Origin of the sequence: Alkalimonas sp. NCh-2, from assembly GCF_039631345.1 — a bacterium.
Lineage (GTDB): Bacteria > Pseudomonadota > Gammaproteobacteria > Enterobacterales > Alteromonadaceae > Alkalimonas > Alkalimonas mucilaginosa.
This window is the reverse complement of sequence record NZ_JBDIUV010000002.1, coordinates 568230-589252: the sequence shown is the minus strand read 5'-3', so window position 1 is coordinate 589252 and position 21023 is coordinate 568230. Positions and strand designations below refer to the sequence as shown.

At 49.9% G+C, this 21023-nt stretch carries 20 protein-coding genes; 8 read left to right on the top strand and 12 right to left on the bottom strand.

Annotated elements, in window-relative coordinates:
* Positions 1–43: 43 nt before the first annotated feature.
* Positions 44–526, bottom strand: a complete 483-nt coding sequence (gene lrp, locus ABC502_RS08035; protein WP_330088562.1) for a leucine-responsive transcriptional regulator Lrp — start codon at positions 524–526, stop codon at positions 44–46.
* A 137-nt stretch (positions 527–663) separates the two neighbouring features.
* Between lrp and ald the strand changes: the two genes are divergently transcribed.
* Together ald and ABC502_RS08025 are read left to right on the top strand one after the other, a co-directional pair.
* Positions 664–1782 carry an alanine dehydrogenase gene (gene ald, locus ABC502_RS08030; RefSeq protein WP_330088563.1) on the top strand — a complete coding sequence of 373 codons (1119 nt, stop codon included), beginning with the start codon at positions 664–666 and terminating at the stop codon, positions 1780–1782.
* A gap of 311 nt (positions 1783–2093) precedes the next feature.
* Positions 2094–2303 (top strand): cold-shock protein, encoded by a 210-nt coding sequence (locus ABC502_RS08025; protein WP_091340618.1) that lies wholly within the window; start codon positions 2094–2096, stop codon positions 2301–2303.
* Between the two features lie 105 nt (positions 2304–2408).
* On the opposite strand, the gene ABC502_RS08020 is transcribed toward ABC502_RS08025, so the two are convergent.
* A complete protein-coding gene (locus tag ABC502_RS08020; RefSeq protein ID WP_330088564.1) occupies positions 2409–3551 on the bottom strand; it encodes a 1-acyl-sn-glycerol-3-phosphate acyltransferase in 1143 nt (380 codons plus the stop codon).
* A gap of 183 nt (positions 3552–3734) precedes the next feature.
* Here ABC502_RS08020 and ABC502_RS08015 point away from each other — a divergent pair, with 183 nt between their 5' ends.
* The 5 genes from ABC502_RS08015 (at position 3735) to ABC502_RS07995 (ending at position 8172) form a co-directional block, all read left to right on the top strand.
* Positions 3735–5609, top strand: a complete 1875-nt coding sequence (locus ABC502_RS08015; RefSeq protein WP_345915510.1) for a diguanylate cyclase — start codon at positions 3735–3737, stop codon at positions 5607–5609.
* 95 nt (positions 5610–5704) lie between these two features.
* Positions 5705–6220: a phosphatase PAP2 family protein gene (locus tag ABC502_RS08010; RefSeq protein ID WP_330088566.1), complete on the top strand. Its 516-nt coding sequence runs from the start codon at positions 5705–5707 to the stop codon at positions 6218–6220.
* A gap of 7 nt (positions 6221–6227) precedes the next feature.
* Positions 6228–7277, top strand: a complete 1050-nt coding sequence (locus ABC502_RS08005; protein WP_345915509.1) for an MJ1255/VC2487 family glycosyltransferase — start codon at positions 6228–6230, stop codon at positions 7275–7277.
* Between the two features lie 209 nt (positions 7278–7486).
* Positions 7487–7780 carry a type I toxin-antitoxin system antitoxin YafN gene (yafN, locus tag ABC502_RS08000; protein ID WP_330130397.1) on the top strand — a complete coding sequence of 98 codons (294 nt, stop codon included), beginning with the start codon at positions 7487–7489 and terminating at the stop codon, positions 7778–7780.
* Positions 7780–8172, top strand: a complete 393-nt coding sequence (locus ABC502_RS07995) for a type II toxin-antitoxin system YafO family toxin (RefSeq protein WP_330088575.1) — start codon at positions 7780–7782, stop codon at positions 8170–8172. The genes yafN and ABC502_RS07995 overlap by 1 nt, the downstream gene beginning before the upstream one ends.
* 569 nt (positions 8173–8741) lie before the next feature.
* Here the strand turns inward: ABC502_RS07995 and ABC502_RS07990 are convergent.
* A complete protein-coding gene (locus ABC502_RS07990) occupies positions 8742–9140 on the bottom strand; it encodes a transglutaminase-like cysteine peptidase (protein WP_345915508.1) in 399 nt (132 codons plus the stop codon).
* A 71-nt stretch (positions 9141–9211) separates the two neighbouring features.
* Between ABC502_RS07990 and ABC502_RS07985 the strand changes: the two genes are divergently transcribed.
* Complete coding sequence (locus tag ABC502_RS07985) at positions 9212–9451, top strand: hypothetical protein (RefSeq protein WP_345915507.1); 240 nt, start codon at positions 9212–9214, stop codon at positions 9449–9451.
* Here ABC502_RS07985 and ABC502_RS07980 read toward each other — a convergent pair.
* The 9 genes from ABC502_RS07980 to ABC502_RS07940 form a co-directional block, all read right to left on the bottom strand.
* Positions 9448–9705 (bottom strand): hypothetical protein, encoded by a 258-nt coding sequence (locus tag ABC502_RS07980; RefSeq protein ID WP_345915506.1) that lies wholly within the window; start codon positions 9703–9705, stop codon positions 9448–9450. The genes ABC502_RS07985 and ABC502_RS07980 overlap by 4 nt on opposite strands.
* A 10-nt stretch (positions 9706–9715) precedes the next feature.
* Positions 9716–10018, bottom strand: a complete 303-nt coding sequence (locus ABC502_RS07975) for a hypothetical protein (protein WP_345915505.1) — start codon at positions 10016–10018, stop codon at positions 9716–9718.
* Positions 10000–10674, bottom strand: a complete 675-nt coding sequence (locus tag ABC502_RS07970) for a hypothetical protein (protein WP_345915504.1) — start codon at positions 10672–10674, stop codon at positions 10000–10002. The genes ABC502_RS07975 and ABC502_RS07970 overlap by 19 nt, the downstream gene beginning before the upstream one ends.
* The gene (locus ABC502_RS07965) at positions 10674–12947 is read right to left on the bottom strand and encodes a hypothetical protein (protein ID WP_345915503.1); all 2274 of its coding nucleotides are present in this window, start codon (positions 12945–12947) and stop codon (positions 10674–10676) included. The genes ABC502_RS07970 and ABC502_RS07965 overlap by 1 nt, the downstream gene beginning before the upstream one ends.
* An 11-nt stretch (positions 12948–12958) precedes the next feature.
* Complete coding sequence (locus ABC502_RS07960; RefSeq protein WP_345915502.1) at positions 12959–16093, bottom strand: phage tail protein; 3135 nt, start codon at positions 16091–16093, stop codon at positions 12959–12961.
* Between the two features lie 74 nt (positions 16094–16167).
* Complete coding sequence (locus ABC502_RS07955; protein WP_345915501.1) at positions 16168–16719, bottom strand: hypothetical protein; 552 nt, start codon at positions 16717–16719, stop codon at positions 16168–16170.
* Positions 16720–16722: 3 nt separating this feature from the next.
* Positions 16723–17328 (bottom strand): hypothetical protein, encoded by a 606-nt coding sequence (locus tag ABC502_RS07950; protein ID WP_345915500.1) that lies wholly within the window; start codon positions 17326–17328, stop codon positions 16723–16725.
* Positions 17325–17492 (bottom strand): hypothetical protein, encoded by a 168-nt coding sequence (locus ABC502_RS07945; protein ID WP_345915499.1) that lies wholly within the window; start codon positions 17490–17492, stop codon positions 17325–17327. The genes ABC502_RS07950 and ABC502_RS07945 overlap by 4 nt, the downstream gene beginning before the upstream one ends.
* Before the next feature lie 233 nt (positions 17493–17725).
* Entirely contained in the window at positions 17726–20992 is a 3267-nt protein-coding gene (locus ABC502_RS07940; RefSeq protein WP_345915498.1) for a phage tail tape measure protein, read from the bottom strand.
* Between the last annotated feature and the right edge of the window lie 31 nt (positions 20993–21023).

Below are 21023 nucleotides of genomic sequence, written 5' to 3'. Positions count from 1 at the left end.
GGCCAGTATAATGGTTATTGGCTGAATCCAGGCTGGATAAAACTTAGGGTTTAATAAAATTACTTTGCTTAACTTCTTCCATCACCACATAGGTGCGACTTTCCCGCACGCTGGGTAAACGCAATAGGGTTTCCCCCAACAACTCACGGTAAGCCGCCATATTGGCCACTCTGGTTTTTAATAGAAAGTCAAAGCTGCCGGATACCAGATGGCACTCCTGGATCTCATCCAGTTTCTGTACCGCTTTACTGAACTCATCAAAATCTTCCGGCGAGGTTTTGCTTAAAGTGATTTCAACAAAGACTAACAGTGCCGCACCAATCTTTACCGGGTCCACCAAAGCGGTATAGCCCAGAATATAGTGCTCTGCTTCCAGCTTTCGAACCCTTTCTAAACAAGGTGTTGGGCTTAATCCCACCCGCCTCGCCAGCTCGACGTTAGAAACCCGGCCATCTCGCTGAAGTTCAGCTAAAATCTTACGATCGGTTCTGTCGAGCTTTTTAATGCTTTTACTTTGCGAAAACATCCAGTAGAAAACTCCAATTAATCGTAAATTAAAAGAATTATGCACTAGCATGGCACTTTAAAACAGGCATTAATCCCGAAAAATTCACTATATACTAGCACCAAATTTTATCACCCTACAAAAAAGGCAACTCAGTTATGTTGATTGGCATCCCAAAAGAGATTAAAAACCACGAATACCGTGTAGGTATGACACCTGCCAGCGTGCGGGAAGTGATCCAGCATGGTCACCAGGTTTGCGTAGAACACAATGCCGGTATCGGTATTGGCTTTACCGATGAAGACTACCAACAGGCTGGAGCAGAAGTCCTGACGACTGCAGCCGAGATCTTTGCCAAAGCGGATATGATCGTGAAGGTCAAAGAGCCACAAGCCGTAGAGCGCGCTATGCTGCGTGATGGCCAAATCCTGTTCACTTACCTGCACCTTGCACCCGACCTGCCACAAACCGAAGATCTGATCAAAAGCAAAGCGGTCTGCATTGCCTATGAAACCGTGACCGACAGCAAAGGTGGTTTACCACTGCTGGCACCAATGTCAGAAGTAGCTGGCCGGATGTCCATTCAGGCGGGTGCCCGCGCTCTGGAGAAATCCTGTGGTGGTTTAGGCATGCTGCTGGGCGGTGTGCCTGGTGTTGCCCCGGCTAAAGTTGTCGTGATTGGCGGCGGTATGGTCGGTACCAATGCTGCGCAAATGGCTGTTGGCCTGGGTGCCGACGTCACCGTACTGGATCGCAGTGTTGATGTACTGCGCCGGATTAACGCTCAGTTTAATGGTGCTGTCAAAGCGGTTTATTCCACTGCCGATGCACTGGAAAAAGAAGTCCTGGCTGCCGACCTGGTTATTGGTGGTGTCCTGGTTCCAGGTGCCGCGGCACCGAAACTGGTTACAGCCGATCATATTAAACGGATGAAACCTGGTGCCGCTATTGTCGATGTAGCCATCGACCAGGGTGGCTGTGTTGAGACCTCTAAACCAACTACCCATGCCGAACCAACGTACATTGTGGATGATGTGGTGCACTACTGTGTGGCAAACATGCCTGGTGCGGTGCCTCGGACCTCTACCTTTGCGCTGAATAACGTGACGCTGCCATACATCATTCGTTTGGCCAATAAAGGCTACAAGCAAGCCTTGCTGGAAGACGTGCACTTACGGAATGGCCTGAACGTTTACCGCGGTAAAGTTACCAATGAGTTTGTCGCTGAAGCTTTGAAGTTTGATTTCGTCGAACCGACAACCGCTTTAAACGGCTAGCAACTGCTTGTTTTTACTGAAACGCCCGGCTTTTGCCGGGCGTTTTGCATGCAAAAACTACCTTTTTAATGAAACCTTTATGACAGTGCAAAAAATAACTATACATTCACTAAATAGCTGTTATGATGATGTCTGGCCTGTAATGCAGACCTATGTACACAACTTGTTCCTGAACACTTCGCAGCACAGCTTCATAGTAAGTCATGTCCCTGAAGATTCACGCTGGTTGGCCACATAAGTAACATTTTTGCCGGCTACCAACGCATCATGCGTTACACACTTAAATTTTTATTTTTTTCAGGAGACATCATATGTCTAAATCAACTGGTATCGTTAAATGGTTCAACGCTGACAAAGGTTTTGGTTTCATCACTCCAGATAACGGTGGCGCTGATGCATTCGTTCACTACCGCGCTATCATGAGCGACGGTTACAAAACCCTGACTGAAGGCCAGCGCGTTTCTTTCGAAATCGAGCAAGGTCAAAAAGGTCCACAAGCTGCGAACGTAACTCCGCTGTAAGGCTGACTTACTTCGATCTAAAAAGGACACCGCGGTGTCCTTTTTTGTTACCCGCGCTTTGCAGCGGGCTCCCATTTATTGGATGAAATGCCCGCGTACCGCAGCTTACTGTTTAGCCGCGTCCTGCTCTGCCTGTTGCTGCCGCTTAAATACCGGTGCACCGTACATGGTTTTTAACCACTGTTGTTCAGCTTCACTGTGTTCTGCCAGCTTGGCTTGCCATATAGCGCGGTCTTCAGCACCAATACTATCGTGCTCTACCCCGGCAGCCAGGTAATTGATTGGGAATAAACGGTAGTTGCGGTATATTTCCGCATCCAGCGCCGCCGCCAGTTCATCGGCCGAATCCACATTGGGCTGCACCATCTTACCAAAAGCCACATGCACCCGGCCTTTCATGCCGGTGATGCCCTGGATAATGCTGTCGATGTCTTCAAACTCACCTTTTTGGTAATGCCCTTGCGTTTGCTTTTGCACCAGTTCCCGGACTTTGGCTTTATCGCATGGATCCAGCTCATAGCTGATGGTGACCGGCACGATATGCAATTGACCGATATCCTCGGCAAAACTCAGACCTTGCTTGCGACCTTCGATATACAGCATCTTTAGCATGGCTGCATCGGTATAATCGTTGCCGTCTTTGGCACGACCTTCCCGCTGGGCAATCCAGATCGATTGTTTTTCAGTGCCTAACGAATGGTGAATATAAGCCGACAGCTGGCCTAAGGCTTTTAGCATTTCACGCGGCCCTTTGGCAGAGCGGCGCACAATAAAGCTTTTGTTCAATCGCATCAGCGTGGTGACACAATCTTTCTTGAGCAGATTATCGCCAATAGCGATGCGAGCCGTGTTCATGCCGTATTTGTGCAAACACCAGTTCACAATGGCAGGATCCATCGCTATGTCACGATGATTGGAAATAAACAGGTAGGCCTGATCTTTTTTCAGCTGCTCCACCCCTGAGTAACTAAAATCCGTGGTGGTATTGGCCATGGTTTTTTTCATGTAGGCCGCAACCTGCAACTGCACATCCCGCACACTATTCAGGCTGGACCACTTCCGCTTCAAGGCGGCTTTCACCAAGGGCGATAACAGCCAGCCAAAAGGGCCGGATAAATGCGGAAACCGGTAATGCAAAATAGCTTTAATAAACTCCTGATCCGCAATCAGATCAGCAATAGCACCGGCAACCTCCTGATCGTGGTAAGGCCGGATATCAAAAAACGGGTCTTGTTCTGTTTGCGTCATGCGGTCACTTCAGTCGTGCATCAAAGCCTCCTATTCTACCGACTCTGAAGCTATTGACCAGTGCCAGCTACAAAAAATACAGCAAGCAGCTAATCCTTAATTCACTGATATAGTGATGGAAATTTGTGCAACCTGGTAAGGGTTGTTATGATAGAGCGCGTAATGTTTTTCAATGAGAACTCTATGTTATCTGGGCGCTGGTACATTTTATTTTTCTGTATCGCCATGCTTGGCTATAGCAGTTATCTAACGGCTTCACCATTGAGCAAGCTGGAGCCCGAGTTCAATGCGCTCTATGTTCAAAGTCAGCAGCAACCAGCTACCGCCCTGCAACAGATTGACATTCAGCTAAGCGCTGCTGCCGGGCCTTTACAGCAAGCACAATTGCTTTATATTCAGGCTGAGCTGCAAACGCTGTTGGTGTATCCGGAACAAGCGCTGGAAAGTGCAGCACAGGCACTGGCTCTGATTGATGGTACAGAGCAGCCCTGGCTGTATCATAGCCTGCAACTGGTTCGAGCCTATGCCTTTGATTTGGCAGGCACCCCAGCAGAAGGTATGCCGATTACTGAAAGCGCCCTGCAATTCGCCGGGGAGCTGCAGCACCAGCAGTTGTTCATTCAGGCATTGGTTGTTCGCGGCGTGCTGCAGTTAAGTCTGGTCAATTATGTCGAAGCCTTGCAAGATTTACTGCATGCGTACCAACTTGCCCCAACAACCGGTGCAGGGGTAATTACCAAAGGTCATATCGCGGGCTACATTGCACTGGTGTATGAATACCGCCGTGAGCATGAACTGTCCATACCTTATTTCGAAGAAGCCGTCGCTTTTCATCAGCAGCATAATAGCCCGGTCGAAGTGAGCATTGCTTTGTATGGTCTGGGGAAAGCCCACAGCAAGTTGGGCGATCACGCTCTGGGTAAGAGCAAACTGCAGCAATCACTGCAATTAGCAGAGTCAGCGGGCGACGATCAAGGCGTTGCTTACGCACAAAAAGAGTTGGCAGCCATTGCCATAAAGCAACAGGATCATGAGCAAGCCAAAACATTGCTGCTGCAAGCACTCACTAGTTTTGAGCAAGCCAATAATCGTTACATGCTACTGGATAGCCAACTTCAGCTGGGCCGAATTGCTTTACAAAGTGGCGATACAAGTATGGCAGAGCAACACTTGCAGCAGGCCATGCTTTATGCCGATCCCGAGCATATGCCCATTCAACATGCTGAAGTACAACGCCAGCAAGCAGAATGGCTTAGTCAACGTGGTCGCAGTGACGAAGCTTACCAATTGCTGAAAACAGCCAGTCAACGCCTGACTGAACTACAACGGGAAGAGAGTACCCAATTACTGCATCAACTCAGAGCCCAGCATGAACTGGATAGTCGGCAGCTGGAAAATGAATTGCTACAAAAAGAGCTGGAGCTGCAACACAGCCTGATCAGCAATCAAGCCAGGCATCAGCGGCTACTCACTGCACTGTTAATTGGTGCCATCGCAGGCAGCCTGCTCTTGCTGTTCCTGTTGGCCCGGATCTGGTGGCAACGTAAGCGGCTGCATCATCTGGCGCACTTTGATAGCCTTACCTCACTTCCGAACCGACACTACACCCTGAAACTGTTGGATCAGCAACTGCGTCTTGCCAGTCGCCACCATTACCCGCTTAGCATAGCCATGCTGGATCTTGATCACTTTAAACAAATCAACGATCAGTTTGGTCATGCCACTGGCGATCAATTGCTACGCGACTTTGCTGCAGAATGCCAAAAGCTGTTGCGTACCAGCGATGTGATAGGCCGCATTGGCGGTGAAGAATTTTTGGCCATACTGCCACACACGCCTGTTGATGCTGCAGTTTCTGTGCTGGAGAAAATCAGGAAAACCACAGAACAATTAGCAAGCCGCTACCATGAACCCAACATGATCACCACAGTCTCCATTGGTGTGTGCAGCTTTAGTGGTTACGACAATGCCGATACTCTGATGCTAAGCGCTGATAAAGCACTGTATGAAGCCAAAGCTAAGGGCAGAAATCAATTGCAATTAAGTCCGGTCAGCTAGCAGCTTTTCATCCTCCATTGATGTCATATTGCTGTCATCTCAGCCCAGTAAGCTAAAGCTACATTCTGTGCTGTGTGCTCAATGGAGGGTCTCAGATGCGAGCCATACAACCCATAGCAGAATTAGATTTAGCGTTTTCGTTGTTTTGTTTACGGCACCGCTTTACCAGGCAAGTGGCCAGTATCAGCAAAGTCATTTCACGCACCGGTGATGGCCACCTCTACCTGTTGCTGGGCCTGCTAACCTGGTGGCTGGATAGCCCTCGCTTCCTGCAAGCTGGCTTACTGGCCTTCAGCATTCATCTCCCCATCTATTGGTTAGCCAAAAACAGTTTTCGCCGCCGCCGCCCCAAAGAACTGTGCGAATTTCTCACCAGCTTTATCACCCCAAGTGATCGTTACAGCTTACCCTCTGGTCATACTGCTGCCGCCTTTTTAATGGCGACGCTCATCGGTCAGTTTTATCCGGAGTTTTATCTGCTGGCGCTGTGCTGGGCCACCTTAATCGGTTTATCCCGCATCTTACTGGGCGTACACTTTATGACCGATGTTTTGATTGGGGCACTGCTGGGCATGGCCTGTGCGCATATCGCCCTGTCCCTGTTAACTTAGGAGTTTTATGAAAATACTTTATGGTGTGCAGGGAACCGGTAATGGCCATATCGCCCGCGCCAGAGCCATGGCACAGGCATTAAACAAACAACCGGTGCAGGTGGATTTTTTGTTCTCAGGCCGTGCTGCCGATCAGTATTTTTCGATGGATGACTTTGGCGATTATCAAACCCGACGAGGCTTAACCTTTATCACCGAACAAGGCCGCATTCGCCCCATCAAAACGGCACTCAATAACCACCCGCTGCAGCTATGGCGCGATATTAAAGCACTGGATTTATCCGGCTATGATCTGGTGATTAACGACTTTGAGCCCATCAGCGCCTGGGCAGCGCGCAGGCAACAGATCCCATCGATTGGTATCAGCCATCAGAATGCCTTTCGCCATCAGGTTCCCAAGGTTGGTATGACAGCCTTAGACCGGCTGGTGATGCAATACTTTGCGCCGGTGCAGCACGCCATTGGTTTGCACTGGTACCACTTTGACCAACCCATTCTGCCCCCCATCGTGCACCAAATCGATGGCCAAACAACCGATGCAGAGCCTTATATTCTGGTGTATCTGCCGTTTGAGCAGCTGCAACAAATCCGCAGCTTGCTGCAACGTATTAAAACCCAGCGTTTTGTTTGTTATCACCCGGAGCAAAAAGAACATGAAATTGCCGATAACATCAGCCTGCATCCGCTGTCGCATCAGAACTTTCAGCGTCACCTGCAGCGCTGTGAAGGCGTTATTGCCAACGGTGGCTTTGAACTGCCGTCCGAAGCCCTATCCTTGGGTAAAAAGTTATTGCTCAAACCGCTGATGGGTCAGTTTGAACAGCAAAGCAATGTGGAAACCCTGCGTCAACTTGGTCTTGCCACTGCCATGCCCGAACTGAACGCCCAAACCATTATCCAATGGCTGCAAAGCAAAAGCGCCGGCCCGGTGCACTACCCCAAAGTAGCCGAAGCCCTGGCCAACTGGGTTGTGCAGGGCAAGTGGGACGATAGCGGACAGCTTTGGCAGGAATTATGGCAGCAGACCAAGTTCCCGAAAGGGGTTCAGTTGCCCTGAACTGGACTGCTGGCTGGGCTGACCGCCGCTCTAAAATAAGAGATAACTGCTATGAGCTGGCAATCCTGATTGGCAGTTGGTAGCTGCATGGCTGATCATGAGTATTACTGCATTCACCTTGTAATCTGTTACTTTATGCACCATACTAACTTTACACTTAATTATGTACATAACCAAGTGCAAAGTTTTGGATTTATTCGAGGTGTATTATGTCTTCGCATGCGATTTTGGCTGAAAAAGCAGTGTCAGTATCCGAAGCCCGCAAAAACTTAAGTCAGTACTTTATTGATGAGCCAGTGGCGGTGCTTTCAAACAACAAACCAACAGGTTACATGCTCAGTGCAGAGCTTTACGAGAAAATGCTACGTATTATTGAGGCCTCTGGTGCTGCAGAGCAAGGTTTATTCCGGCCTGCGGCAGCACGGCTTAAAGAAATAAGCCGGTTAAGTGAACAGCTGCTGCTAGAGGCTGATGCTGCAAAATTGCGTGAATTTACCGAGTGATTCGGGTATTTACTAGCAAGATCCTTGACGAAGCACTTAGCAAAGACGAGCGCTTAGAATTGATCGCAGATTTCAAAAAGTATAAATCTGGTGTATTGCCTGCGTGGTTTGGTAAAGATGTCCTCTACGATCACCCTTATAACCTTGATATCATCAAGCTAGAACAGGTTAGGCACATTCACCTGGCAACACATGGCGTTGGTTTCCCCCTTTTTATTGCTCAAGTTAAACGAACAAGTGATATCCACTTAGTTTATTGTCAGGGGTTTAGCAATAAGAATTGCTATTTACTGATGGCTATCCTTCAACCCAACGCACATGCTTTAGCTCGGTCGAATCAGATAATGTATAAGTTAGGCTTGATGGCAGAAGCTTTTCGGCAAAAATTCTAAAGCTTCAAATGAATACAGGTGTATAACTGAGAAATGATGTTCAATATCTGAATAGCAGGCACAAAAAAACCTGTTAAAAAACAGGTTGTTTTGTTGGTCGGTACGAGAGGATTTGAACCTCCGACCCCTGACACCCCATGATACAGCGCGGAATCGATTGTTTTATATTACCGATCAGCAACTTAATGCACTTTTTCAGCCTTTTTGCACCCGCCAAAAAACGCGAAAAGCGCCAAAATGCAAACATTGCAAAACAACAACTTAGCGATCTGAAACTACTGTATATTGGTGCGCTGATCTTGTGCTTTTTGCGGGGCGACTTTTTGTAAAACTGCGATCTGCTGCGGGCATGCCCTTGGGCTATGGCACCCTCCCCCTTTATGGTTTGTTTCAACGCTTGCGGGCGCGTAGCACCAACCGCAATCCCAGTATGGGCAGCGGTGCTTTACCAGGTCAATCATTGCTGTTACGGCTCCGTTTAGCGCCGCGCACAAACAGCCAGGCTAGTAAGCTGCCGATCAACGTGGCTCCAATAATTAAAGCAATGGTCCATTCCATGTTTATCTCCGTTAGTTTTGCGCCAACAGTTGGCGGTTCTTGGCGTTGTGGTACTCGACCGGTGCTATCCAGTCGTACTTAAAAAATCTGGCTGGGAACGCTCTTTGGCGGCGGTTGTCGATCACAATGTCATCAACCATAGCTACCACATGCAGTTCGTTTGTTTCTGTGCGAACTACCCACAGGTCGGCTTGGTAGGCGTGCTGGCGCAACAGCGCTTGCATGTACAGTGCGTAATCCTCACAATCCCCGACCAAGCTGGCTACCCACTTTTCCGGTACGCCGTATTGCTCCAGGTCGGTGATGTAGGTATGCTGGGCCATGGCCTGGCGGTGCAGCCGGTCTAAGTCGCGCATGCTGGCGGTTGCGGCCAGAGGCAAAAGCAACAGCATTAAAATTAACGAACGCATAGCCGATCCTTGTAAATCATGTATGATATACAATATAGATGGGTTGCCGTGGGAAGTAAATCATTTTTGATATGCAGACAGACAAGAAATTTGCCGAAGCTGTAACGGCCAGCATCAAATCAGCGGTATCTGTACGGGATTTGTATGTGCGGTTGCATGGGAAAGAGCCCACGCGCACAGAGTTGCAGCAACTAGTGAATCGGCTAAACCCGGCTCGGAGCAACCCCAGTGCGGAAGCCCTGGGGGAATGGTTGGCGGTAATGCCAGAGCTGCATAACACAACCCTGGCGGAGTTTTTTAAGCTTCGTTAATTACCCACCACCAGCACCGCATCCGCTGTGCATTCAAACTCAATTTTTAAATCATAGGTTCTGATGGTTCCGGCTTCCGGTTGGCCAGATATAACATTAACCGCATCGTAAGTGGCCCCATCGTCGTGGGACACTTTGATTCGGCATTCTCCGCTGCCTGGGCGGGCACTGATGTTCCGGCCGCGCAGGTAGAATGCATCCAGGTCGTGGAATCGCCGCTCTGCTACTGGGGTGCTAGCTGTGATTGTTTTCATGATGCTTTCCTTACTCATCGTCTTTAATTTCGGGTAAATAGCGGAATACTTCGTTGTGGAGCAATAGCGAAACCAAGCCGCTGCCAATGGTTATTTCCCCGAACTCTACAGCACCACCAACGTACTGAAACAATTCAAGGCAGCGGCTGCTTGGTATGGATAAAACAACAAGATCCACCCCAGCATGTTCAACATGGCGCGGGGAAGAACTGAGATTTTGAGCAACAGGATCGGCCTGCCAGGCTTCTTTAGTAATTACTGCAAATTTCAGTTCGGGCGATTCTGAAAAATCATTTATGGTCGTAGATTGCACGGTACTACCCCCCAGTTTTCTGGCACTGTATTGAACAGAGTCAATGGGTTTCCATTGTTTGGTTCGGCCTGTTGAACCGCACTTCCTTTGGAGCGCATCGGGTAGTAGTTTCCGTTAACTTCAATCCAGATAAACTGCCCCATAAATCTAATCCCTCCGGTTGGAAGGCCTGCCAGGTAGGTCTTTGCTGTCGGCTGAGAACCAGAGCCGTAAGAAAGCGCCAAGTTCTCTTCTGTACCCTTAGTTACGTTTTTAACTCTAAAATTGCTGGAAAAGTAATCCACAGTGATTTCATACAGACAAAACGATTCCAATCGAGTCAACGAGGTTCGAAAGCTTGAGCTACCAGCTTGCAGCTGAATATATCCCGAAGGATCCGTGATTAAATGAAACTCTCGCTGATCCCATGCTGTTACACCAGGGATGTGCTGAGTAATGATTACAGACCGCTGTGTTCCATTTGTTGTTTCTGCCGGCACAAAACCCGTTTGGAATCGGATTAAATTTATGCCTCCAATAGTAATCAATCTGCTTTCAAACTCGCCGTAAGCATTCACCCCGTTAAAATAAAGCGCAAAACACTCGCTGATAGTTGAGCCCAATAGAGCCCTTTCATACAGTGGCTTGAGCAACTGTTCCACTAAATTTAGATTCATTAGAAAGTCCTTCCCCTGCTATCAATTGACCGCTCAATCTCAAAAGCAAACGATGAATTAAATTCGCAGTTGTTTTTAATGGATAAAAGCAGAGCATCACCCGACAATGATACAGATACCACTTCAAACTCAAACCCTGAGAAGCCGCTTAACCTTTCGATTATTGGTTCGGACGATGGGGAATTAACATCCAGGTTAAAGTTTACCGGCAGGTACAACCGCCCGTAGCTGGTTCTGTTGTTTGTGCCATACGCCACCCAATGACCATAGAAAATGATTGTCATGTACTCGTTGTTAGAATAACTGTAATCATAATCCAGGGTGACAATGATATTTTGAGTGGAACCAGCCGGGAAATCGCCCTGTCCTATTACATAGCGATTCTTGCGAACTATGTTGTTATATCTGGCTGCCTCACTTGTGCACCCATACACAGTTTGCCGGCGCATTCGCTCGACTTGAGCACCTGCTGATGCCGTCTTTGCAGGGCAATCAACACCGGATATAACGTTGTTTTTAACATCAGGGCCAAAAAAGAACAGGCTACCCAAGTGCGTTGTGCCACCACGCACTGCCACGTTATGAATTTGATTAAAGTCACTGCCATTTGCGAAGTTGAAAGCCCGAAAATTAGAGCCTAGCTCTCCAGCATTACCAGGCTTCAAAACATAGGTATTAACCAAATGCGCTGATCTGGAGTTTCCTAAAAACCAAACTCCGTTACGTAAGCAGCTATCAATGAAGGTGTTCGTCATGTGCACAGGGTTGCCATTATCCCTGATCTGAAAGCCATCAACACAGCGAACGGGGTGGACCATATTAGCTTCCAGTCCTGTCGTGGTGTTAACGCCAACACGGCACTCTTCAATGATTGTAGAGTGTATTTCCGAATCCCATCGACTAATATCAACCCCTGTACGGCAGAGCCTGATGTGACCGTGAAACAGCTTGTTTTCAGCAGTAAACGTACCATCCGAGCGAGGTGCAATCCTGACGCCAATATCCCCTCCTAGCGCCCGGAATCGGGTCAGCGAACCTCCAAACGTTGTTAAATCAAAGCAGTGTACGGGATTGGATGGAGCTGTAACCTGAAACTTATCCCTTTCGTACCTTGATGCCGGTACCTGTGCATTGATGTTGATACAGGATGACCAGTCCCCATCCAAGTGAACAACGGACTGATGGCTGGGGAAATCATCTGATGCGATCAGCTTGGAGCCAATGAAGCCACTTGAACCCTCAAGAACCCGAGTGTTACCAAGTCTTATTTTTTTGCTCACTGTAAAATTGCCGCTCGGTACAATTAACCTTGTACCATTGCCACCACCCACACCGAGATTTACACTGGCGGCCTTGTTAATCGCATCTGCAGCAGATGCGCCATTATGAGTCAAACCGAAATCAAGGGCATCCAGGGCTATATCCCTTTTGTTGTAACAGCCATTCCCCGAACCTGACCATTCCAACAATTGATTTAGATTTTCCTCGGTGCCATCCCATTGTTCAATAGCTTCTGGGGCAAGCACCGAACCTCCGTTATGCCCTGATTTTGGGGTGTACTGGTTGTAAACATATACCCCACCGCCCGCTGACGTTCCTGGGTAAAAACCACCGACATGCTGAGTAATATCAGGTAGTGGCTTTAAGTTCTTGATGCCCGCTACTCTAATCGTACTTTGAGCAATTTCTTTCGCAGGAATCCCGGAAACTAGAAAATCACTATCAGGATTTCTTAAGTCATTGAGGCTATTATTAACATTGCCTATCTGTTCATCTGTGGATGATTTCAAGTTTCCAAGTTCACCCTCAAACTCCTCAGCAGCTTCAATAGCATCCAGTACATCCTGGGGCGTTTTAAATGCCTCAATCAGCTCACGGGTAAAGCTGGTGGCACTAGCTACCTTGTGGGCGCTTTGGCCGGCAATGCTGGTGGCGCTGAACGGGTGTTCCAGTTGCTCTTTTAGCGGGTTGACTGCTGCACGAAGGTCTTGCAGTTTGTAAATAGCGGCCAGCAAGTCTTGATAGCCCATAGAGGCCAGCAGCTGTTCACCGGTTACATCCGGGCCGGCCCAGGGCCGCGCCAGGGTGATGGTGCTGATGCCGTTTTCATCCGGCTCTGTGCCGCTGGTGGCGGTGGTTGGGCCGTAGTTGCCAATGTGCAGCACGGTGCCTACGTTAAAAGCGCTGCAATCGACGTTGCCGGTAACCGTTACCTGGTAACTCCCCTGCTGTACAGAGACTGCAGGGGAGAAGATGGGTGCTAGTGGTCGCATGATTACCTGTTTTAGTAAGTGTTTGCCACTTCCGTTATGAAAATGCGTAGCCGCAAATTCATGCTGCTGGAAGATAAGTTCACTGCGGGATCGCGGGAATGAATGCTCACGCGGGCTTCATAGTTCACGTTTGAACCATAGGTTTTTGCTGTGTTATCGACGTACTCGATCAAGCTTTGCCTGGAGCCGTTATCCATAACTTCATACATCGGTGGATTAAGTGCACCGATATAAATCACGGCCAAGTTATGAACGTATTGCCCAATGAAAACACCATCTGCATACAAGTTAATGCTTAAATAAATGGTTTCATGGGTGTTGTTTATAACTGTGCTTGCAGACAGCTGCCCGAATACCTGATCCGTTAGCACATGCATATCAGCAAATCCAGATATGCACGGCATGGTTATATTTCGGGTTTGCGTTTCGGTGCCTTGTAAACTTATTGGGTAGGATTGCCGGCCAACATTGGCGTTGCCTTTGTACTGGCCGGAGTTATCCAGCCACCATCTGCCATTGCTGCGCGTCTGCTCATGGGCCGGAACAGATGATGGACCAAACCACAAAATAATTTCACTGGCAGGATCAATCCTTAATCGCCAGCCATCTTTTACCGCATTGTAAACCGCTGCATCGATCTCGCCGCTAAAAACTATGCGATTTCGGACAGCGCTCCAATACAACTGAGGCACACCATCCAAACCAATCCAGCGCATAGCACCGGTTTGAAATTCAATGGTGTTGGTTTCGCCATCTATCAGGACGCCATTCACTCGGGCCACGCCGGCTGTAACGCTGGTGACGCCAAGAAAAGCACGGCTGTTCATCTCGCCCAGTTCGTTACGCCAGCTTTGCAATATCAACTCGGCGCTGGTACCGGTGTCATCACCCTGTATCGCGGTGCGGATAGCAGCCAGCGATTCGGCGGTACCATCCGCCTTGTCGCTCACTGTCATTATCTGCTGAGCAAGGGCTGCATCATTCGCGTTTAACGTGAGTATTTGCGCTGCGCGAGTTTCCGCTTCGGTAGCTATGGCAAACTGCAAGCCTTCGACTGTGGCATGAAACTCATACTCATCAATCACAGTGAGTAACGTGCGGTTGTAGTCTACTCGTGGATCGCCTATCGCGGCTTCCATCAGCGCGTCTACTTCGGCAGCAGTTGGGAACGCATTTAAAACGGTTTCCTGCAGCTCAGTAACCACCCTGGGGAAAACAGCATCAGCCATTTCTTCTTCCAGCATATCCACCAGCACGCTGTAATCGTTGGTTTCAATCTGCCGGTTGATCCAGCCGCTTTCTCCCAGCACATTGACTGTTTGCGCAAAAACGGTATGCAGCGTGTTGGGCTTTAACCCCACAAAAACCGCTGTACTGCCGGTGGTGCGTGGGCTTGGCGTGTGCCCCGCGCCGTCACCTTCCACGCAATCGTAGTTAAACACCGTTGAAAACCCACGGCCGGCCAGTTGGGCGGTGGCTCCTATGGTGTCGTGGGTGGCTTCCAGTACAATGTCGCTGGGTGGAACTGGCAACACCATGGTAAAGGCCAGAGCGGCCGCTGGTGAGTAAGTGCCCAGCGAGCTAATAGCACGTACGGTGATGCTGTACTCGCCTACGTCCAGCAATGGCAGTGTGATGGTTCTGGCTACGGTTTCCTCGCTGAACAGCAACGTGGTACCTGATAGTACATTGACCTGATACCGGCGCACGAAAGCGTTGGCCGGACTGGACCAGGTAAGGCGGCCGCCAGTTTGCAGCGTTTGATCCGGTGTTAGCGTTAAACCGCTGGGCGCTGGTATGTTGGTTGGGTCGCCAAGATTGGTACCACCTATCCGTTGCTCGTAACTGGTACCAGACCAGGGGTATACAGCATTCTGGTGCTCAACAAAATCCAGTTCTACGCTACCATCTTCATTGTGCTTGGTTTGCTCTACCCGGAACGGCTTGGCATCCCATCCCCGGGTGTCGTCTGTAATGCCAACAATATCGCCAGGCTCACACAATATTGCCAGCGGGCTGGCGGGGAATGAGCAGCTAAGCTGGTTGCGGCTGCGCTTGGCGATAATTTCCGCCATCTGCAGCGCTTCGGCTTTGTTTGTGATGCCCGGGAACTCGAATGATTGCTCCAGACGCACACCGTTGTCTTCGTCAAGCCATTGCTGGGCCAGAGGGTGATCGTTGGCTGGCCAGAACACTTCATCTTGTTCGTAGTCGGCATCTTTGTTGGCAAAGCGCACGATCACCCGGTTGTAGCGACCGTTCTTTTTGCCACTGCTGCTTTTGATTGGGCCCACGATGGTGGCGTGGTTTAACCCATCGCTACGGTCGTGGGAAAAGAAAAAGACCGGTTCGCCTTCACCTTCCAGCTGCGAGCGGATCTGGCCGGTACCAATCGGCAGCATGCCGCGCATGCCCTGGAGCATTTGATGCACGTTGGCGAATACAGACCGGCTGGTATCGATCACCTGGTTGCCGGTAAAACGCTTGGCTACCTGGCCAGTTACCACGCCATTGATGATAGCGGTGTTATCGACGGTTTGATCGCACAGGTTGGCAGCAGCAATAAAACTGGCAATGTTCAGACGACCAACTGGCATGCCTTTGCCGTACACCGGGTTCAGCAGGTAATCCAGCAACTGGATGGCAGGGTTTTCGCTGTAGGCGGTTTGGCCGGTGCGTGGATCATGAATGGTTCTGCCAGCAACACGGGCCACAATTTCAGGCTCGCCCCTCCAAATGGATTGCTGCTCATCCATTTGAACCCGGATATATACATAGGCAACGCCTTGCAATCGATGATTTATAGTCCAGTTCGGAATCCCGGACACTGCTGCAGCGGATGCAGGTTGGTCGTGGGCGCCAAGATGCCGGCTGATGGTAAACCATTTTCCGCCGCCATCTTTGTTCCACTGCGCATCGTTTTCACTGATGCCATTAAAGAACACTTCCTCGATGGCGTGCACCGGGCCCTCACAAAAAACAGCAATTAAATGCAGGAACTCATTCTCAGCACCGCCCGGTGCATCAGTAGAGAATTTGTGTATTTTTACAGCACCAACCTTGCGCTTCCCATAGATTAAAAGCAGAGGGTGATCACTACCTTGCTTTTCGACCATCACGCCCTGAATGTCAGGCATATCCGGCATTGGATAAATCCAGGATAAAACTTTGCGCAGTGGTGCAGTGACAGCCCTAAAAAGCTTTCGCCCCAACTTCTTAATCACACGCCACCCCATTTAATGTCTTTTTTCACCTGGGTGGCAAATTCAAACCCACGATCTTCGGGATAAAACCTGCGTTGGCTGGCATCTGTCGTTCTGCGTCCACGCGGGGCTTCAAAGTCGGCCCACTCACTGGCAAGGCTTACCGTGATCTGTGAGCTGTCATTACTGTCTGACACATCGGTTCCAGTGATTAGCCAAGCATGCATCAGGATCGGGTTTGGGATGATTTCACCATCAGCCAGATAGGCCCGATAAATGTACACGTAGCGGTTAATCTGGTTTTGGCCCAGCATCATGGCCACCATTGTTTGATCCACAGCGGTGAATGCCAGCTGGATTTCCCCAATGCGCAGCTCGGTGGTAAAGCGTGGGGCATCCATCCCCAGCAGCAGACCATCGGCCAGGTACTGCTCGCCGTTCCAGTCAATGTCGTAGCCGTTGTCGGTGAGGCGCACTGTGGTGTTGTTGGCCAGCTCCATCCGGATCAAATGGCAATACTCATGGTCGCCGGCAATAGCTGCAGCGACTTGTGGCGTAACATTCAGCATGGGTTATAGGGCCTCGTAGCAATCCAGCTCAAGCGTTGAAATGCGGCCGTCCCGGCCATCGGCGTTGAATTCCTGAATATCCCCGCGTTGGCGCAGGGTAAATGGCACATTGTTAATTTGCACAGCCGTGCCAACGGTGAGCGGTTTGCGCAGCTCCGGAAAGATCTGAATGGTCAGCTGGCCGTTGACGTTGGAGTTCACATCGGCCAGCACCATGTAGCATTTGCTGTGGTTGCCAAACTTGATGAAATCACCGGCTTTTAACTGCCCCACCACCGGACCGCTAAAACCTTGCAGCTGAATGCTGGTTGCACCTGGGCTTGCCGCTGTGCGAACCGTGGGGCTACCAGAGCCAACGCCTTTGGTGTGGCTGTAATACGGGATCACGGCGGTGAATACACCGTGCGAACCCTTCAGACCAGCTTGCCAGGCAAAAGCAGCCAACACCTGCTCGGCTAGCATCGGCTTACTGCGCAGGACGAACTCCCAGCGCTGGGCTGGTATGCGTCGAGCATTGGTGATCAGGTTTTTGCTTTCACTGGCAAAGTTGGGCGCGTTGCTGCGGATCCTGGCGGATTGTATGGCAAAGGCTGGTGGTAGTTGGCTCATGAAAGCACCTTAAACCAAGTAGATGCCGCAGCGATAAGTGCTGCTGCACCAAATAATACTGAGGCGATCAGTGCAGCGTTTGCCAATTTATTTCCAACCTTTCCAGCATCATGTTCGTTCATTTTTCCATCTACCCTTACTTGGTGTTTGGGGTTATACTGCATACATGCGTTTCTCCTAAGGTGGTTTAGGGGTTACAGCAAGAAACCTCGAAGGTGGCCGCCTTCGGGGTTTTGCTTTTTCTGGGGTTAGTTTAAGAGTGATTCGAGTGGCCGCGGGGGATTTGACACCCCAAAAACAGCCCCTCAAATTAAAAACTTTTCTGGTAGTCATACTATAAAAGCCAATTGAACTGGCTTTCTGGATATATTTTTTGCTTTCTTACTGTGGTATTAGATCAATCCAGCCGAACGCCCTGATCCTCCAGTGCCATCTGCACCATATCCGCTATAGTCCCCCGATTATCCAGAAGCATTTCAAGCAAGCTGTCGTTATCCAAACCAGTGAAATTGAAGTTTAAGTCCACTTTCTGCCCCACCCCAGCACCTTTCCTTTTGCCCTGCATTCCATCGGTCGCCCGCAGGAACCTTGATAGATCCTCGTTCTGCCTGGCACTTAACACCCGCTCACCTTTATCCAGCAACCAGGTGCCTTCGCTTGGTATGTAATCAATACCGCTGTGCGCCATACCGGCTAAGGTTGTGCTGGCTGCGGTAATAGCGCCAGCAGCAAAGCCACCAGCTACGCTTGTCGCAGCAGCGGCCGCCCCCGGGGCTAAAGCTGGGCCAACTATCGGGATGGCTGCCGTTGAAGTGAAGGCATTAAGACCGGCCATGAAGGTTTGAGCCGATGCCTGCCCCGTAATTTGTGCAATGTATCCTGCAGCTGCTGCGGTGCCTATTGTTTTATCCAGGGCCATGCTGGCGAGCTTTTGCACCCCAATCCGGATTAGCATACGGATCACATCATCAGCAATAGATGCCATCAGCTCACGCATACTGAACTCGCCAGTTTTCACAAATTCGAGGACGTTATCCTCCAGCCCGCTAAACAGTTTGCCGAAAATATCTTCAGTCTGGCCAGCAATATCCTGAGCATGATCAATGTAGTTCTGCAGGGCCGACATCATGCCGTTCGTCCAATCACCTTCTTGCTCAGCAAGTTGGGCATAGTAGTTGTCAAACAACTCCAAGCGCTGAGATAAATGATCGTCTAACAGCTCGATTTGTGCCTTGTACTGATCGTTATTGATGTCACCAGCCTGCATGGCCTGCAGAGCCATTTCCTTTTGGCGGGTGATGTCGCGGGTTATTTCAAGGCGCTCAAGTTCTATCTGTCGCTGCTTTGCTCCCATTGCAAACAGCTTCAGCTGAATGTCGTACTCTTCTGCCAGGCTGCCGGTGGAAAGCCTTAAGTTTCGCTCTTGCTCAGCCAGCGCCACCGCTGCACGCCTCTGGCGCACTTCGTTCTCTAGGGCCGCATTTTTTTCAAGCTGGGCTCTGGTTGAATCTGCCTGCGCTAAAAACTCTTGCTCGTAGGCAGACAGCACATCTTTGCTCTTGATTTCAGCAAACTGTGTTTCAAACCGGATCAGCTCTTTTTGCGCGTTGCCAATTCTATTGGTACCGTCCAGCTGCGCTTTAAGGACTTGCTCTGTCTCTCTGGCTTTGCTGATAAATGCGTTGACAGCCTCTATCGCTTTTTCCTGTTCTGCATGGTACTTCTGAGCTGCAGCGGCACTTTCATTCAAGTAATCGACTTTCTGAGCGAGTGCCAGTAAAGCATTTTGCTCTTGCTCGCTCAATTTTCCGGCCAAAGAACCTGTTTGAATTTCATAAAGCATCTTGGCGGCTTGGGTGTTTTTGCCAAATAGCTCAATTTGGCGTACCAGGGTAGCGGCTTGCTTTTCAAAGTCTTCAGACAATGCCCGAACAGCGCTGCCATCTGCACCTTGGTTTAAGGTTGCTTGAAGCTGCGACACCACACTTGCAGCGTTGGCGGCTTCTTGCTGAGCGGTGGAAAAGGATCCTGCCAGCTTTATCCATTCGTTAATGCGGCTTTGTGGAACACCGGCCTCTTCACCGGCTTTTTGCAGTATGGGAGTAATGCTTTCACCGGCCTGCCTTGCTTGATTTAACTGATCAATCAGAGCGAATCGTTCGGGGGTTAACTTTTCAAAAGCACCTTGAAACCCAAATAGCGTCTGGCTGAGTTTTCCCCACTCGCGATTTGCAATTTTTGCGGCCTCTTCCTGAGCCTCTCCCCATTCGAGTATTTTTGCAGCTCGCTGATCATCATTCAGTTCTTTGAATGTGTTTTTAATGCTTTCTAGTGGCCCCTGCAGTTCATTAATGGCTGCAGTAAGTTGCTCTGTGGTTAGTTTGGCATCCCGGTTCGACATGGCATAAATTGTTGCTGCGGTGGCCGCTGTGAAGAATAAACCGGCACCACCACCAAAAAACCGAAGCACAGAAGCGGCTCGCGTGCTTGCAAAACCAAGCTGTGTATTAATCGCAGCAGACCTGGCTGCTGACTTGTTGTAAGCCTCGATGGCAGTTAATGCCTGTGCTTTTGCTGCCGTTAGTCTTGCCGTTGCATCCTGAACGGCTTTTGCCGATGTGGCATTAGCCAAATCAGCCCGCGCTGAATTGAGCGTTGCTATCGCTGACTGCTTTTCAACTAAAGCACGGCGGGTTGTTGCATCAGCTGCCAGTTGCTGGCTCGCTGCATTGGCATGCGCCGCCTGCGCGTTTTCTATAAAGCTGCGGGTACTGTCGATCATCGAGGCTACCAACCGACCGCCAATGATGGTGGAGGCATACAAACCAACTTTGACTACCGTTTCCAGGTTATCTGCCAGCTTCATAATTGAGGCTGCCAGCAAGCCAGATGCATTTGTTCCCTCGGCAAGGCTACCAAACACTTTTAAAGCTGCATTATCCAACTGCAAAAAAGCATCGCCAACGGTTGTGGCCATGCCATCTGCTTTTTTCTGCAGCTCGTCGAACTGATCGATTAAGCCGCCCACAAACTTGTCTGTAGTAAGCTCACCCGCCCTGGCCATTCGGTCCAGCTCCGCCCGTGTTACACCAAGGCTATCAGCCAGGGCATCCACCACCAGGCCGCCCTGCTGCACAACAGTGTTCCAGTTCTGGCCGCGCAACACACCCTCAGCAATGGCTTTAGACAGGGCGTTGGTTACAGAGGCTGCACGCTCAGTTTTGGCGCCACTGGCAACCAGGCCAGAAGCCAGGGCGTTGGTGAACTTTAATTGTTCTTCTGTGCGATAGCCAAGCTCCGTCAAGATAGTGGCGTTAAGCAGATAGCCTTCAGCTGTGGTTTCCAGGGCCGAGTAACTGCGGCGGGCAATTTGTTCAAGCTCTTGCATCACCCCATTGGCATCCCCCATGGGGCCAACTGCCAGCCGAACCCGGCCATTTAAGTCTTTCCAGGCATCGCTGTATTTGCGAATTTCATTTAAAGAAACACCAATACCCAATGCCGCAAATGACCGCTTCACCATATCACCGGCCGATTGAGCGCTTTTCTCAATCTCTTTCATTTGGTGCTTGGTCTGGCGCGTGGTTCTGTCCAGTGGCTCTGTATAACTGCCAGTTTTCAGGATCAGATCAAGCGTCAGCTGGCCAAGTGATTTGGTGGACATTCAGATCTCCGGGTATAAAAAAACCCGCCGT

Coding starts and splice junctions, on each gene's coding strand:
- ABC502_RS08005 (WP_345915509.1), top strand. CDS start 6,228: ATGAAAATACTTTATGGTGTGCAGGGAACCGGTAATGGCCATATCGCC.
- lrp (WP_330088562.1), bottom strand. CDS start 526: ATGTTTTCGCAAAGTAAAAGCATTAAAAAGCTCGACAGAACCGATCGT.
- ABC502_RS07980 (WP_345915506.1), bottom strand. CDS start 9,705: ATGAAAACAATCACAGCTAGCACCCCAGTAGCAGAGCGGCGATTCCAC.
- ABC502_RS08025 (WP_091340618.1), top strand. CDS start 2,094: ATGTCTAAATCAACTGGTATCGTTAAATGGTTCAACGCTGACAAAGGT.
- yafN (WP_330130397.1), top strand. CDS start 7,487: ATGTCTTCGCATGCGATTTTGGCTGAAAAAGCAGTGTCAGTATCCGAA.
- ABC502_RS07950 (WP_345915500.1), bottom strand. CDS start 17,328: ATGAGCCAACTACCACCAGCCTTTGCCATACAATCCGCCAGGATCCGC.
- ABC502_RS07960 (WP_345915502.1), bottom strand. CDS start 16,093: ATGCCGGATATGCCTGACATTCAGGGCGTGATGGTCGAAAAGCAAGGT.
- ABC502_RS07965 (WP_345915503.1), bottom strand. CDS start 12,947: ATGCGACCACTAGCACCCATCTTCTCCCCTGCAGTCTCTGTACAGCAG.
- ABC502_RS07990 (WP_345915508.1), bottom strand. CDS start 9,140: ATGCGTTCGTTAATTTTAATGCTGTTGCTTTTGCCTCTGGCCGCAACC.
- ABC502_RS08020 (WP_330088564.1), bottom strand. CDS start 3,551: ATGACGCAAACAGAACAAGACCCGTTTTTTGATATCCGGCCTTACCAC.
- ABC502_RS08010 (WP_330088566.1), top strand. CDS start 5,705: ATGCGAGCCATACAACCCATAGCAGAATTAGATTTAGCGTTTTCGTTG.
- ABC502_RS07940 (WP_345915498.1), bottom strand. CDS start 20,992: ATGTCCACCAAATCACTTGGCCAGCTGACGCTTGATCTGATCCTGAAA.
- ABC502_RS07985 (WP_345915507.1), top strand. CDS start 9,212: ATGCAGACAGACAAGAAATTTGCCGAAGCTGTAACGGCCAGCATCAAA.
- ald (WP_330088563.1), top strand. CDS start 664: ATGTTGATTGGCATCCCAAAAGAGATTAAAAACCACGAATACCGTGTA.
- ABC502_RS07955 (WP_345915501.1), bottom strand. CDS start 16,719: ATGCTGAATGTTACGCCACAAGTCGCTGCAGCTATTGCCGGCGACCAT.
- ABC502_RS07945 (WP_345915499.1), bottom strand. CDS start 17,492: ATGCAGTATAACCCCAAACACCAAGTAAGGGTAGATGGAAAAATGAAC.
- ABC502_RS07970 (WP_345915504.1), bottom strand. CDS start 10,674: ATGAATCTAAATTTAGTGGAACAGTTGCTCAAGCCACTGTATGAAAGG.
- ABC502_RS08015 (WP_345915510.1), top strand. CDS start 3,735: ATGTTATCTGGGCGCTGGTACATTTTATTTTTCTGTATCGCCATGCTT.